This is a genomic window from Dyadobacter sp. CY323 (assembly GCF_021390245.1).
Taxonomy (GTDB): Bacteria; Bacteroidota; Bacteroidia; order Cytophagales; family Spirosomataceae; genus Dyadobacter.
Genome location: NZ_JAJUXH010000023.1, coordinates 1 through 14,028 on the forward strand (window position 1 = coordinate 1; position 14,028 = coordinate 14,028).

Annotated in this window: 11 protein-coding genes; 6 read left to right on the forward strand and 5 right to left on the reverse strand. The window is 44.6% G+C overall.

The features are described 5' to 3' along the window. Nucleotides 1-132 precede the first annotated feature (132 nt). Nucleotides 133-498 carry a hypothetical protein gene (locus LZG72_RS24670; protein WP_233877809.1) on the reverse strand — a complete coding sequence of 122 codons (366 nt, stop codon included), beginning with the start codon at nucleotides 496-498 and terminating at the stop codon, nucleotides 133-135. A gap of 384 nt (nucleotides 499-882) precedes the next feature. Here LZG72_RS24670 and LZG72_RS24675 point away from each other — a divergent pair, with 384 nt between their 5' ends. The 5 genes from LZG72_RS24675 (at nucleotide 883) to LZG72_RS24695 (ending at nucleotide 2,910) form a co-directional block, all read left to right on the forward strand. After that, nucleotides 883-1,431, forward strand: a complete 549-nt coding sequence (locus tag LZG72_RS24675; RefSeq protein WP_233877810.1) for an RNA polymerase sigma factor — start codon at nucleotides 883-885, stop codon at nucleotides 1,429-1,431. Nucleotides 1,432-1,442: 11 nt separating this feature from the next. Further along, nucleotides 1,443-1,835: a poly-gamma-glutamate biosynthesis protein PgsC/CapC gene (locus LZG72_RS24680; protein WP_233877811.1), complete on the forward strand. Its 393-nt coding sequence runs from the start codon at nucleotides 1,443-1,445 to the stop codon at nucleotides 1,833-1,835. Nucleotides 1,836-1,934: 99 nt separating this feature from the next. Further along, nucleotides 1,935-2,186: a hypothetical protein gene (locus LZG72_RS24685; protein ID WP_233877812.1), complete on the forward strand. Its 252-nt coding sequence runs from the start codon at nucleotides 1,935-1,937 to the stop codon at nucleotides 2,184-2,186. 2 nt (nucleotides 2,187-2,188) lie between these two features. Further along, complete coding sequence (locus LZG72_RS24690; protein ID WP_233877813.1) at nucleotides 2,189-2,407, forward strand: hypothetical protein; 219 nt, start codon at nucleotides 2,189-2,191, stop codon at nucleotides 2,405-2,407. 11 nt (nucleotides 2,408-2,418) lie between these two features. Then, entirely contained in the window at nucleotides 2,419-2,910 is a 492-nt protein-coding gene (locus tag LZG72_RS24695) for an Hsp20/alpha crystallin family protein (protein WP_233877814.1), read from the forward strand. A gap of 97 nt (nucleotides 2,911-3,007) precedes the next feature. On the opposite strand, the gene LZG72_RS24700 is transcribed toward LZG72_RS24695, so the two are convergent. The 4 genes from LZG72_RS24700 to LZG72_RS24715 all read right to left on the reverse strand — a co-directional run bounded on the left by LZG72_RS24700 (nucleotide 3,008) and on the right by LZG72_RS24715 (nucleotide 13,517). Continuing rightward, nucleotides 3,008-4,786 carry a RagB/SusD family nutrient uptake outer membrane protein gene (locus LZG72_RS24700; protein WP_233877815.1) on the reverse strand — a complete coding sequence of 593 codons (1,779 nt, stop codon included), beginning with the start codon at nucleotides 4,784-4,786 and terminating at the stop codon, nucleotides 3,008-3,010. Nucleotides 4,787-4,823: 37 nt separating this feature from the next. Further along, nucleotides 4,824-8,012 carry a TonB-dependent receptor gene (locus LZG72_RS24705; protein ID WP_233877816.1) on the reverse strand — a complete coding sequence of 1,063 codons (3,189 nt, stop codon included), beginning with the start codon at nucleotides 8,010-8,012 and terminating at the stop codon, nucleotides 4,824-4,826. A 500-nt stretch (nucleotides 8,013-8,512) separates the two neighbouring features. Beyond that, on the reverse strand, nucleotides 8,513-12,070 hold the full coding sequence (locus LZG72_RS24710; protein WP_233877817.1) for a VCBS repeat-containing protein: 3,558 nt from the start codon (nucleotides 12,068-12,070) through the stop codon (nucleotides 8,513-8,515). A gap of 304 nt (nucleotides 12,071-12,374) precedes the next feature. Beyond that, nucleotides 12,375-13,517, reverse strand: a complete 1,143-nt coding sequence (locus LZG72_RS24715) for a carboxypeptidase-like regulatory domain-containing protein (protein ID WP_233877818.1) — start codon at nucleotides 13,515-13,517, stop codon at nucleotides 12,375-12,377. 115 nt (nucleotides 13,518-13,632) lie between these two features. On the opposite strand from LZG72_RS24715, the gene LZG72_RS24720 reads away from it, so the two are divergent. Next, the gene (locus LZG72_RS24720) at nucleotides 13,633-14,001 is read left to right on the forward strand and encodes a BlaI/MecI/CopY family transcriptional regulator (protein WP_233877819.1); all 369 of its coding nucleotides are present in this window, start codon (nucleotides 13,633-13,635) and stop codon (nucleotides 13,999-14,001) included. The last annotated feature ends 27 nt before the right edge of the window (nucleotides 14,002-14,028 follow it).

The window sequence follows — 14,028 nt, forward strand, 5'->3', positions numbered from 1 at the left end:
CAGGCCTCATCTTAGTCTCAAAATGATGACCCCGAATGCAGTACATAAAAAAGCCTTGGAGAAACACCCCAAGGCCTAAACTCAATCTAAAACCGTCAACTTATTTTAGGACGCGACACAGGGATATCTCGATTACTTCACTACCGCAGTAACCTGACGTTTTGTTTCAGTAGAGATTGAGAATGGCTTTGTAGAAATTTCGCTGCCATTGTTGATTACAAAGCTATAATTACCATCCGCAAGATTCGACAGGTCGAAAATTTTCGTGAAGTTCTTCTCTGATTTTGGAATTGAAGTGCTGTAAACCACGTCTCCGCCAAAATCTTTGATCGCGATACTAGTCTTTTCTTTCACGTTATCTAGTGTCAATTTGAATTTCAATTCGCCTGTTGAAACCAGTTCGATGGCATTGTTTTCTTTTACTTTTTCGCTTGCGATTGAAAGATTTGCAGCTGATACTCCCACCAAAACTGCGATTGTCAAGATTGTTTTTTTCATGTTACTTTAATGTTAAGTGTACAATTGTACTTTTTAAATATTTCTAATGATCAATTTTCAAACTATTAAATCAGTCCGACATTTGACGCCTTTAACCGATTTGATGATTCAAATGTAAACAACATATCGAATACAAGTCAACAACGTGATTTTCAGCAGTTAAAAGTTCTTTTTCTTATTATCTATTAATATTAGAATAGTTATATGTTTATGTTAAAAGTACAACAAGTCGTTTGAAATTTGCCACATGCATTCAATAAGTACAATCTATTACTAATTGTATTTAAACAAGAAATATAAGCAACAAAGATCTTTATGCGATATTGTTAAAGTATTTTCCAGTAACATCCGTCTGTTAAACTGCTATCAATCCATTCGATCCGTTTGTCACAGAAAAAACCAAATATCATTCAAACCGTCACTTCGTATAGTAAGCAACTGCTGGGTTTTATCCGGCAGCGTGTGAATACGGATGAGGATGCGGAGGATATTTTGCAGGATGTTTGGTTTCAACTGAGCAGTTTACCTGAAATTGAGGCAATCGAGCAGATCGGAAGCTGGCTTTATCGGGTAGCACGAAACCGGATCATCGACAAATACCGAAAACAAAAGCCGGATTTGCTGGAAGATTATGGGTACGAGGATGAAGAAGGTGAGTTTTACTTTAAGGACATCCTGCTAGCCGATGACAATACACCTGAAACCGCATATATGAAGGAATTATTCTGGGAGCAGCTTACGATCGCATTGGCAGAGCTCCCCGAAAACCAGCGACAGGTGTTTGTCTGGAACGAGTTGGAAGACCAGACTTTTCAGGAAATCGCCGATCGGACTGGCGAAAACATCAAAACATTGATTTCCCGGAAACGGTACGCGGTCCGGCATTTGAGGGACCGACTGGAATCCATTTACCGGGAGTTTGTAAATTATTAAATTTGTTGATCATGAACCAGCAGCGCAGAAATAGAGGACGATTCGGGAAAAGGCGTTTCGTCATGTTTCCAGTTTTCGCATTGATCGCCGCCCTGATTTTAGGAGCGGTTATCCAGTGGCTGTGGAATGCCATTTTCCCGCACGCATTAAACGCCAACCCCATTTCCTACTGGCAGGCTGTGGGTTTGTTTGTCTTATCTAAAATTTTGTTCGGCGGTTTCAGAGGACCTATGAGTGGCCCCGGAAGATGGGGCAACTGGCGAAAGTTTGACGAAAATGCGACAGGTCCCGGCGCACGTTTTGGAGCATGGCGCAGCAAATGGAAATCAATGAGCGATGAAGAACGTACAAAATTCAAGCAGGAAATGCGCCGACGATGCGGCAGACCTCCCGAAAATCACTGAATACAAACCCGGCCCGCAACGCCGGGTTTATTTTTTTCTCCATCTTAAAGTATTTATTAATGTCACCCGTCTGCAATCCTGTAACATAAACCAAAAGCCATGATTGCACCGAATTTAAGAGTCATTTTAGCAGGCATCCTTGGAGGAGCGTTGCTGTTTGCCATTTCATTCGTTTTTTTCAAAGCCTTGCTTTTTCTCCTTTTCATCGGACTTATTTTCCGTCTGATGGCAGGCAGGAGAAGAAGATGGAGGAGATATCATCCACTTTACGACAGCTACGAAGTATATGAACCTTTTCAGGGAAAAGAAGGACTTCATGACCATTTAAACCAAAATCCAAAAAAAATATAGCCATGAAGAGAAGCACAAGAATTTTGCTGGGTGTAAGCATTGCGCTGATCACCGCAGCGAGTCTCCATGTTACAGTTGGGGAACGATTCCACCGCCGGATGCCCGGAAAGTATGGTGCGTTTGGTTGTCGTTACGACTGGAAAGATCCTACCCACAATAGCAAAAGAAGCCCGACTGAGCCACTGAAAAGCCCGACTCAGAATTTTAATGACAACCAATAAACTAAAAGAAGATGTGCAATAAATATGGAAATCGTGGCTTCGGAGTACGTCACGAGCATTTTAGAAGAAATTTCGGTCACCATGATGTGGGCGACCCACGAATGGGCGACCCACGAATGGGCGACCCACGAATGGGCGGCCCACGAATGGGCGGCCCACGAGAGGGCGACCCACGAGAATTCAGGGTACCTGTCAACATTGTAAAAAACGACAACAGTTACCAGCTGTTCGTTTTCGCTCCTGACCGGAAAAAAGATGATTTCAAGATCAGTATCAACGGTCAGGAATTGAGCATTTCTTATGCCTTGACGAATAATCAATCGGACGCTAAAAACTGGATACGTCATGAATTCAGCAAAACTGCATTCGAGCGATCCTTCATTATTGACCAGACGGTCGACACGGAAAATATTGTAGCGGAGTATGTAAACGGCATTTTACAACTTACACTCCCCATCATTCCCGGTTCCGAAAAACCCGTGCAGGAAATCCGGGTCAGCTAATCATTTACAAGCCATGAAAAAGAAAGCCTCCGCATTTAGTGTGCAGAGGCTTTTCTAATTACTACGCTTAACAAATATTTGTATTAACTATCCAAAATCATTTGTAGGCCGGATCCTGGTTGAGAGTAGCGGCACCTTGTTTGTAGGATCTGTCAATCGCTTCCTGCGGGATCGGGAAGTATTCGTTTTTACCTTTGGTAAACACAGCACCTTTTTTGTAAACACGTTTTGTCGCCTCTACGGTCACATATTTGTTCAAAGTTTCGGCCGCAATTCCCCATCTCTGGAGATCGAAGAACCGGTGACCTTCCATTGCAAATTCAAGGCGGGATTCGAAACGCACTGCTTTACGGGCAGTTGCCGCATCAGCCCAGGCCGCATCATAAGTTTTGATCACATAGTTGGCGGCAGGCTCGTTCAGCACGGTATAATCATCTCTTGATTTTGTTCCCTGAACTGCCTTTTTGACAAACCCGGCAGGGTTGGCAGCGCGGGTCCGGATCTGGTTCACCAGCTTTCTCGCATTTTCGAGATTACCCAGTTCTACCTCCACCTCGGCCAGCCAAAGCAGGATCATACCATAACGCATAATCCGGTAATTGTTGCTGGAAAGGTTACCCCAGCCATTAATCCCAAATCCCGCTTTCTCTGAAATGTGTTTCTTTGGTGAATAAGGTCCGGCATAGGTTGGGTCACGAATAAAGTCGCTGCCATGGATTTTAAAATCTTTAAAAAGAATGCCGCGACGCCCCACAGTCTGATCGAGACGAGGGTCCAGCGTTCCTGTGTAAGGCTCAAATGGGTCGGTATACTTTAATCCCTGATCGTTTTTAACGTCGGTGTCGTTGAATGTATCCAGTAATGGAAGACCGGCAGCGGTCGTTTTGAATGCATTTACCAGGTTTTGTGAAGGCTGATAAAACCCACAGCATCCCCATGGATCAATGTACGGGTGCGCCAAACCTACTCCCTGATCCGCTGCGTCGCCGGACGCGCTGGATACAGAATACTGGATTTCAAAAATGGATTCTGCATTGTTACGGGTCGCAATCAGGAAGTTATCCTCGAACTTTGGTGCGAGAGAGAATTTTCCGGAAGCTATAATTTGTTCCAGGATTGGTTTTGCTTTTTGCAATGCAGGCAGGTTCACCGCGCCGGTTGTTACATTCCAGCCCTGGTACATGTACGCTTTTGCAAGAAACGCCAACGCTGCCCATTTGGTGGGGCGACCTACCTGTGTTTGCACTTCGGGAAGACCTTCGGACGCAGCTTTGAAATCTGCTTCGATCATCGGCCAGATGTCTTTGTCGTTCGGAATCTTGGTACTTTCCAGATCATCCAGCTTATATGTTTTTTCATCAATATAAGGCACTGTTTTCCACATTTTCTTCGCTTCGAAATGGTATAAGCCGCGTAAGAATCTCGATTCTGCGATAATCTGAGCCCTCCTTGCGTCTCCCATTGCCTCCACTTCCGCCAACGTATTGATCACATCATTGGTACGGGCTACACCTTTGTAAAGTCCGCGCCATTTGTTCTTAATGTGGTTGTTGGTTGGCTGGAAATCGTATTTTTCGATAAATGATTGTTCCGGCTGGTCACCTGCGTCGGTACCCTTGTAGGAGTCGTCGGATGCAAGTCCCCCGAATACCCAGCTCTGGATATCGTTGTTCCACGAATCCTGACCATCGAGGCCGTTTCCGTCAATCATCGCATATGCCCCGATCAGCAGACCTTCCACCCCACTCGGCGTTTTTAATGCAGTCGGGCTATACTGTCCCTGCGGATCTCTTGTAAGGAACTCATCCTTACACGCAGTGACGATACCAATTGCCAGGCCGACCGAAACTAAATATTTTAAAAATTTCCTATTCATATATCTGGATTTTTAAAGTCAACAAGTTGTTTGGTTATCAAAAAGCGAAGTTCAAGCCTACAAGGAATGTCCTTGATACCGGCATATATCCTCCATCAAAACCCAGCGTATTATCTGCTCCCGTTTGTATTTCCGGGTTAAGTCCCGAATACTTTGTGATAGTCAGCATGTTTTGGCCTTGTACATAAATCTGCGCATTGCTAAGTCCGATCTTCGCTGCGGCAGCTTTTGGGACCGTGAAAGTCAGCTGCACATTTTTCAGGCGGAAATAAGTCCCTTTTTCAACAAAGTAACTTGACGGGCGGCTGCTGATCTGATCATCCGCATCCATAATGGGCACAGTACCTTCTTTATGGTCTGGCTGCCACGCATCGTACAACGCACGTTTTGCTCTGTTACCCTGGAATGTGTTGAAATCGGTAAAATAGCGCAGGTAGCTAAAAATCTCATTGCCTACCACCCCGTTTCCAAAGACAGTCAGATCGAACATCTTATATCCAACATTCACATTGATACCGTATACAAAATCTGGGTGCGGATTACCGATTACAGTACGGTCGTCATCTGTGATTTTTTTATCATTGTTAATGTCGGCGATCTTGAACTTACCGGCTTTGTTATAGGAACCATAAGGTGCCCAGGCGTTTGCTTCTTCATCAGACTGAAAAATACCCAGCACTTTGTACCCGTAATAAGAAGACAATGGTAACCCGGCCTGGGTAAGCGTCACAGCAGGCACACGTGACCCAGAACCGAAGTATTTGGTGGCATCACTTTCATCCAGTTTATCCACGGTGTTTCGGTACATCGAGTAATTCGCTGAGATTCCGTAGCGGAACTCACCTTTCATTAATGTATTCCGATATCCGATACCGATGTCGATCCCTTTGTTTGTCATCGCACCTACATTGAAAGAAGGTGCATTTGCATCACCGGCAGTAAATGTAATCGGCGTTGAAAACAACATATCAGCGGTTTTCCGGTTCCAAAAATCTATCTCAAATGTTAATGCGTCATTTAAGAATGTCGCATCCAATCCGAGGTTGTTGGAAGTGGTGGTTTCCCATTTTGCATTCGGGTTACCGAAGGATGACGCATCGTAACCGATAGTCGGCTGGCTGGCTGACCCGTCGATTGGGTAACCTGCATGGAAAATATCAGCCCGGTAGGTCGTAAATGCATTATAATCTCCGATTTTCTGGTTACCGGTTTTACCCCATCCGTAACGGATTTTCATATCGTTGATAAAGCCAACTCCTTTCAGGAAACTTTCCTCTGATAACCTCCATCCTGCGCTGAATGCAGGAAACAATGCACTCCTGGAAGCTTGCTGAAAACGGGAAGAAGCGTCATTCCTCAAAATAAATTGGAACAAATACTTATCCGCGTAGCCATAGTTCACTTTTCCGAACTGTGAGTAAAGGCTGTAATCCCGGTTTACCCCGCCAAAGTTGGTCGCTTTGGTCGCATCACCGAGGTTCAGGTAGTTGATAATGGAAGGAATTTCGAATGCATACCCGGAGCGGCTCGCACCAAATTCTTCGGCAAATTCGCGGATCGCCTCGATACCTACATAGGCATCGACTTTATGATTTGTTCCAAAATTGCGTGAGTAACTCAACGTATTGGTCCAAACCCATTGATAAGAGTAATAATCGGTCGATGTAGATCCATTGTTGAAACTACCTTCCACGTATTCAGGATTGGCACGTCCGATGTAACGTCCGCGCTGGCTCACACCGTCGATACCAAGACTGGTTTTTACAGTAAGGTTTGGAATGATATCGAATTCACCATATACATTCCCGAATGCACGCAGGCGGTATGTGGTGTTGTCTTTTTCGCGGTAAAGCGTAGCGTATGGGTTGGAGTTGTTACCAAGGTTCGCTCCGCGGGAACCGGCAAAGTTGCCCGCGATGTCATAAACGGGAAGCAGCGGATGGTGCTTGTAGCTTCCCGAAACTGCATTTTGCTCCTGGTTGTTACCGAATCCCCCTTTTCTGTTATCGAAAGAAACAGCCAGATTTTCTCCAACGCGAAGGCGCTTTCCAAGTGCGGAGAATTCGGTGTTTGCACGGATTGTATACCGATCGTAACCAATGAATTTAACTACACCATCCTGACTGAAATAGCCGACCGACAATGCATATCGGCTACTTTCACTACCTCCTGATGCCGAAAGCTGATAATTCTGGATCGGTGCCGTAGTAGTAAGTTCTTTCCACCAGTCGGTATCTGCTGATTTGGTGATTGCGTAAATGTTTCCTGGCACAAGCGAATATTTGGCCGGATCAACATCAGGAGTACCTGCCTTTCCTCTACTCGGAAAAACATAGTCCGGAATAGTCACTTCTCCGTTTGGTCCAAATGAGTACTGACCGTGGGATGGTGTTTTACCCGCATATTTGTCGGCCAGATAAAGGTATTTCCCCAACTCCTGCGCGTTCAGGGCCTCCACATCTTTGTACGTTTTTTGGGTACCATAATAGGCATTAAAAGAAATGACCGGCTTCCCGATTTTTCCTCTTTTCGTTGTGATGATCACCACCCCATTCGCCGCCCGGGATCCATAAATGGAGGCAGATGATGCATCTTTCAGGATTTGGATAGTCTCAATATCGTTCGGATTGAGGTTACCCTGGTTTTCGGTAGGTACGCCGTCAATAATAAAAAGGGGATCGTTGTTACCAATGGTACCGAAACCACGAATACGGACCGTTGCATTACCACCCGGCGTGGCATCGTTGACAATATTAAGGCCTGATGCCCGCCCCTGCAGCTGCTGGGCAAACGTAGTGGCAGGTACCGATTGCAGATCTTTGGCATTCACAGTCGTAACTGAACCGGTAATATCTCTTTTCGATTGTGAGCCGTAACCCGTCACAATCACCTCTTCAAGAGCGCTAACGTCACTGGCCATGGAGACATCAATGATCGTCCGGTTTCCAATCGCTACTTCTTTGGCTGTGTACCCAATGAACGAGATCACGAGTATCTCTGCGTTGGAAGGTACCTTAATCGTATACTTGCCCTCTGCATCGGTAGTGACACCAATCGTTGTCGAACCCTTCAATGTTACTGAGGCACCGGGTAATGTAGACCCGGTTTGTTCGTCCAGAATTTTCCCGGTAATGGTGAGATCCTGGGAAAATGCATTTTGGCAGATAAGAAAGAGAAGCATACTTAGAAACAGTTTGCCCCCCAGTTGAAGGTAATGTTGTAGCATATGATCTAGCTAGGTTAATATTAATTAAACATCCAAATCTAGGAGAATAAATCATTAAATAATCTAATCTAAACCATATATACACATTTGATGATATAATTGTATTTTTTTGATTAAATAACATCTAGAAAAGTTGTATTTTATTAATAAGTGAGACGAGTATTAATAAAATTTTAATCTAAATTTAATGTCGAATCCATTAAGTGTCTGAATCACAAATAACATATAATCAGCAATTTATAGTAAATTAACGGTTACTAAACTTCAAAATCACCGGTTACATCTTGTAGTGTTAAATAAAGAATACAACATGTAAAAAACTTTCATATAAATAAAAGTAAAGTTACATGTTAACATAAAATAGTCATAAAAAAATTGAATCACTTACTGGTCAATATTTAAATAGTTATATTTTTCTAGAAGATTTAAAAATTGAAAGAAGAAAAGGCACAGACGAGTATTCTGTCCGTGCCTTACTTTAAATGCGGTTTAGGGGAAAATCAGTTTACCTTTCTGATCACACCTTTGGAATCGGTAATAGTTACATTTCTGACGTTACCGGGCAAAAACAGTGCATGTGACGATTGGGAGAGGAAAGAAGAACCGTACGTCATCTCTTCCTTGCGGGTTTTACCATTTTTGAATTCCAGCTTAGCAAAGATTTCGTTTGGCTGCAATGGCACTCTCCTGCTTTCGACTTTGCTCTGGTGAAACCGCAGCGAATCCCGGTTTTGAGAGGTGACAGTCAGCCATTGGTTGCGTGAAGAACCCAGTTTCACCATTGCTTTCGCATTCCCGGGCACCAGATAGCCGCTTTTTAATGGAGTAATCGGACTAAAACCTCCGCTTCCATTGCCTTTCAGAATCAGCCCGCTAAATGCATCGTAACGCCCCACTGAAACTTCGGAACCAAAGTCGTTGCCACAAAGCATGACATCCAGATTACCGTCCTGGTCGAAGTCCTCGGTCACCATTCCGAAAATCGGTGCGAACTGGGTTTGAACCGGCAGCTCACGCAAAATAAATTTCCCGTTTCCCTGATTTTCGACATAACTGCTTTGCATATACGTAGCCGTAACGTGGAGCGCCTCTTTCAGTTCTTCGGGCTTCAAAATGTCTTTGAGAGATGCTTTTGCAAACTTGCCATATTCCTGAAAACGCTGCCTCGCAAGGATAACCTGCTTGCCCATATCGTCACGAGTATTGTAAGGAAACTCCTGATACGTGCCGTCAACTGCTTTATAAAATACGGTCGGAATGGCATCGAAATAACCGTCGTTGTTGAAATCTTTTGCATACATGCTTACCGGCTGACTTTCCGAGGCGCGGCTCAGTGAGTTGAGCCCGAGGTTTCCGGCGATGTAATCCATGTCCCCGTCATTATCGAAATCCCCGGCGGCAATGCTGCCCCACCAGCCTTTTTTGCTTTCGAGACCAGATGTTACTTTTCTGAATTTACCTTTTTCGTTTTTAAGAAAAGTCAGAGGCATCCATTCCCCTGCCACCAGCAGATCCACCCAGCCATCGTTATCAAAGTCAGTCCATAAGGCATCGCAAACCATACCCAGATTTTGCAGTTCCGGCGCGGTGGTTCCGGTCACATTGGAAAATCGTACTGTATTGCCTTGAGTATCATTTCTTAGAATAAAGCTCGAAACAGGTTTCGGATATCCGCCCGACTCAACCCGCCCGCCCACAAAAAGATCCAAATCGCCATCTTTATCGTAATCCACCGCTTTTACACACGAGCCATTGATTTCAAACGGAGGCAGAGCTGTGGAAGCAAAACTGAAATTACCCTTTCCATCATTCAGATAAAGCATATTCTTCAACCCTTCCGAGCCCACCCGGAGCTCATAACTTCCACTGACCACATACAGGTCCAGGTCTTTGTCATTGTCCGCGTCAAATAGCAATACGCCCATATCTTCCGTCACCTTTTCCGAGCCCTCTTTTCCCGGAAGCAGATCCGCCACCTTAAATTTCCCATCAGCCAGCTGAATCAGAAACCGGCCTTTATGGTTTAATGCGCCGCCCACAAAAACGTCATCCAGCCCATCCCCATTAACATCCCCGGCAGCCAGCGCAGGCCCGAACTGGGAAAGTTTGTGTGGTATCAGTTTTTGTAAATTAAAATCGATAATGTCCATTTCTTCATGCACATAAGGTATGCGAAGACTCGAAGTAATATCGGCAAACAATGCATTTGTCAACTTTTTCTCACTTTCTGGCACTGCTATCTCACCCGCGTTTTTTTCAAATACCTGTAATACCTGATTGGCTTTTACATTTTTCAATACCTGAGTTTTGCCACCCGGCCAGGTGATTATCAACTGGTCTATCACTTTCACAGCACCAAGCCCAAAATGCGTAAACGCCTCTACTGTAGACAGATAACCTCTATATGGCGAGTTTTCTGAGTACTGGATCTGCTTTTCTCCATAGTGTATCTTCGCAATCGCTCCGATCCCGTCCCGGTTTTTTCGTTCTCCATTAAATTTGATCCGCAGGTAATTACTGTCCTCCGGTTTGAGCTGGATGGAATTGTTGCGATAGACGGATGCTGAATCATTGATATTATTAACCACATAATCCAGGTCACCATCGTTGTCCAAATCCGCATAAGCTGCGCCATTTGAGAAGCTTGGCGTTTCGATACCCCATTCATCACTCACATTCGAGAACCGCAGATCACCCCTATTTTTAAATGCATAATTCGGGATTTTTACGGACGGAATGTACTTCAGCATTTCCATTTTGGGGACCAGGTTTGTGACCTCTGCCCGATAGGCCATAAAGTCCAGGTCCGTAATATCCTTGGGAAACCCGTTTGTGACAATAACATCCCGCAGACCGTCATTATCAAAATCCGTCACCATGGGCGTCCAGCTCCAGTCCGTCTCGGCAATACCGCTTAGAAGCCCGATTTCGCTGAAAGCCGGATCCTTTCCCGCTGCATTAGACCGCCCCATGTTGACCTGCAGTGTATTTCTGGCTACCTGATACTGATACCCGTACCGGTCGTTGTTCTGATAGGTAATGTAACTGTTTGCCGGCGTCATCATTTTCTTGCGCAGGTTGGTCTCCGGCATCATATCGAGGGCAATTACATCGGGAAGACCGTCATTGTTGATGTCAGCCACATCGTTGCCCATCGCCGAATAAGACGTGTGTTTGAAATAAGTATCCGCTCTGTCGGTAAAAGTGCCATTGCCGTTATTAATGTAAAGCAGATCGTTTGTGATGTAATCGTTTGTCACATAAATGTCTTTCCAGCCATCCTGGTTAATATCCGTCACATTCACCCCCAGCCCGTACCCCTCGATCAGAATGCCCGCCTCTCTTGATACGTTTGTGAAAACAGGATGATTAAGGGTCGCATCCCAGTCATTTCTAAAAAGCCGGGACGTTCTTTTTGATGATCCGTCTGTAATTTTTTTATGAAACTTATTCGGAAACGTCGTATTGTCCATTTCATTCACGACCAGGAATAAATCCAGGTCTCCGTCATTATCATAATCAAAAAACGCCGCATTGGTCGTGTGTGTCGTATCTGCAACCCCATACTCCTGGCCCATTTCCTTAAAAACCGGGACGTTATTGCTGTCCGTTCCCTGGTTCACATAGAGCAGGTTCATCCGTTCGGCAGCAACTTTTCTCACCGATGAGCAAACATAAATATCCGGACGCCCGTCGCTATTGATATCCACTACCGCCACACCAGTAGCCCATTTGTTTTCACCGGCTACACCGGATTTTTTTGTTACATCTTCAAACTTGAAGTCCCCTTTGTTTAAATACAACTTGTTATCCACTGAATTGCCGGTGAAATAAACATCAGGCAGGCTGTCATTATTAAAGTCCGCGAGAGCTACGCCACCGCCATTGTACACGTATTCGAAACTGAGAATATTCATAGTATCATTCTCCGCAATGCGGTTAGAGAACCTGATCCCCGTGCCGTCGCTATCCAGCCGGGTGAATGTCTTCAGTTTTTTTTGACATGAAAAGAGCAGCATTGCCAGAAAGCAAAATAGAATGAAGGGCCGTGTAAACATGTTTCAGTAATTTGTTCTTGCTAAGTTCGATAACCTAATATTGGGCCGGCCATCCGCCTGCTTTATTGTAAAGCCAGTAGTGTTTTCGGATCAGGAGCCAGGCCAAATCGCAAGTCAGCATATATAATTATTCGATCAATAATTACCTTATTCTGAGAGCTAATTCCGAAGATAATCTAATACTATCGTAAAAAGATAAAAAAGAATAGTTATAATTAAGTCACCATTATTCACATATTGGCATACCGGCAAAGGCCGCGAACACATTCACAAATTGCCAACCTTCGATTTCAGGATTTATAGCTTAGTCATCCCTTTTCCAATCGGCCGGCAGTAAGGTTGAAAAACGGTCACTGCCCAAATCCCCGGCTATTTCGAATCCCATTGGCATTACCACCCACCCTTGCGGCGTGATTACAATGTAACCCTGCGGCATGGTGATCTGGGTGTACGCAAAAGGCATATCCGAATAAGGTGAGCGCCCTTTCCGATTGGTGTTGAAAACTTCGAGCTGCGTCATCGACACCACCAGACGTTCGGTGGGCAATTCTCCTGGTCTCACCAACCGCATACCACGCACCGCCTCGATCCGGTTATGCAGGTGCCTCGACAAAAGATTCAGTCCGTTCACGGTACTCACCGATTTGAACATCCGAAGCGAATCCGGGATTACCTGGTACACCTTAAAACCCTGCTCGATCAGACTGTCGGATACCATACTTGCCAAAAGGTGTTTCAACGAACCCTGATAAGCTATTTTCTGATTTGCGCGCCACTGTTTTTTCTGCAAGCTGTCTTTCGGAACAAGTACCTCGAAACGGGTACTGCCTCCATAGTACACTTTGCCGCTGAAATAATCGAAATCGTCCAGATCCTGATGAATGCGGTAACCCAGCGCATTGTTTTCAATGATCAGCGGACTTGTCGACTGCGCGATCACGTGTCCGTCATCGTCTTCCGAAATTCGCAGCACCTCGGGATTTTTAATGACACATAACTTGCTGAACCTGCTGCTACCCAGCAGTTCACGCGTAACTATTTTCAGGTTTTTCTCCCGCTTCTTATTTTTCCGCGCAAAAATGGTAACCCCCTGCAACTGCTGACCTTCCCTAAGTTTGAACAAAACACTTTTCACCCCACCCTGCTCAAAACGGAGCGTCTGCTTCACGGTTTCGTATCCCAGAAACGATACCACCATTTCCAGGTTCCCTACATTCAGGTTCGGCAGCCTGTAATTTCCGTTTTCATCTGCATTCGTCCCAATGGTAGAATTGTTGATGAACACATTGGCGAAAGGCAGCGGTTTTCCTGTTTTTTCATCCGTTACCTTTCCGGTGAGCGTTACATTCTGAGCGAAAGAATGGCCCAGAGCACATATTGAAACAAATGCAATAATCCGGAGTCGGCAGAAAAAAGCTATTTTTTTGGGGTTCGGTACCGGATGCATGGATTGTTAAAAGTCTTTTCATTCCAAAGATAAAAGAGAGGTTCTAAAAACATAAAAATGATCTCTACTAGAAAAATAGTTTGTTAACTATAAAAATAGTTTCTATACTTGCTGCATGGAATTAGAAAAGCTGACCAACAAGGAAGAAGAAGTAATGCAGGTACTATGGAATCTGGAAAATGCCTTTGTAAAAGACATGCTGCCGCTATTTACAGAGCCAAAGCTGCACTACAATACGCTTTCAACCATCATCCGGAACCTGGAAGAAAAAGGGTATGTGGATCACCGGCAATTTGGAAACACTTATGAATATTTTCCGGTCGTGAAACGCGAGGATTACCAAAACCATTTTGTGCTGAATAAAGTCGTTGGAAATTATTTCAATGATTCTTACAAAGACCTGGTTACCTATTTTGCCAGAAATGAAAAAGTGACGCCCGAGGAGTTGCGTGAAATTGCCAGAATGATTGAAAAAGGAGAATAATGTATTGATGTACCACCATTAATCTTT

Bases quoted from the DNA above. Each gene is read 5' to 3' on its own strand.
- LZG72_RS24670 (WP_233877809.1), bottom strand. From the start codon at position 498: ATGAAAAAAACAATCTTGACAATCGCAGTTTTGGTGGGAGTATCAGCT.
- LZG72_RS24680 (WP_233877811.1), top strand. From the start codon at position 1,443: ATGAACCAGCAGCGCAGAAATAGAGGACGATTCGGGAAAAGGCGTTTC.
- LZG72_RS24685 (WP_233877812.1), top strand. From the start codon at position 1,935: ATGATTGCACCGAATTTAAGAGTCATTTTAGCAGGCATCCTTGGAGGA.
- LZG72_RS24690 (WP_233877813.1), top strand. From the start codon at position 2,189: ATGAAGAGAAGCACAAGAATTTTGCTGGGTGTAAGCATTGCGCTGATC.
- LZG72_RS24695 (WP_233877814.1), top strand. From the start codon at position 2,419: ATGTGCAATAAATATGGAAATCGTGGCTTCGGAGTACGTCACGAGCAT.
- LZG72_RS24700 (WP_233877815.1), bottom strand. From the start codon at position 4,786: ATGAATAGGAAATTTTTAAAATATTTAGTTTCGGTCGGCCTGGCAATT.
- LZG72_RS24705 (WP_233877816.1), bottom strand. From the start codon at position 8,012: ATGCTACAACATTACCTTCAACTGGGGGGCAAACTGTTTCTAAGTATG.
- LZG72_RS24710 (WP_233877817.1), bottom strand. From the start codon at position 12,070: ATGTTTACACGGCCCTTCATTCTATTTTGCTTTCTGGCAATGCTGCTC.
- LZG72_RS24715 (WP_233877818.1), bottom strand. From the start codon at position 13,517: ATGCATCCGGTACCGAACCCCAAAAAAATAGCTTTTTTCTGCCGACTC.
- LZG72_RS24720 (WP_233877819.1), top strand. From the start codon at position 13,633: ATGGAATTAGAAAAGCTGACCAACAAGGAAGAAGAAGTAATGCAGGTA.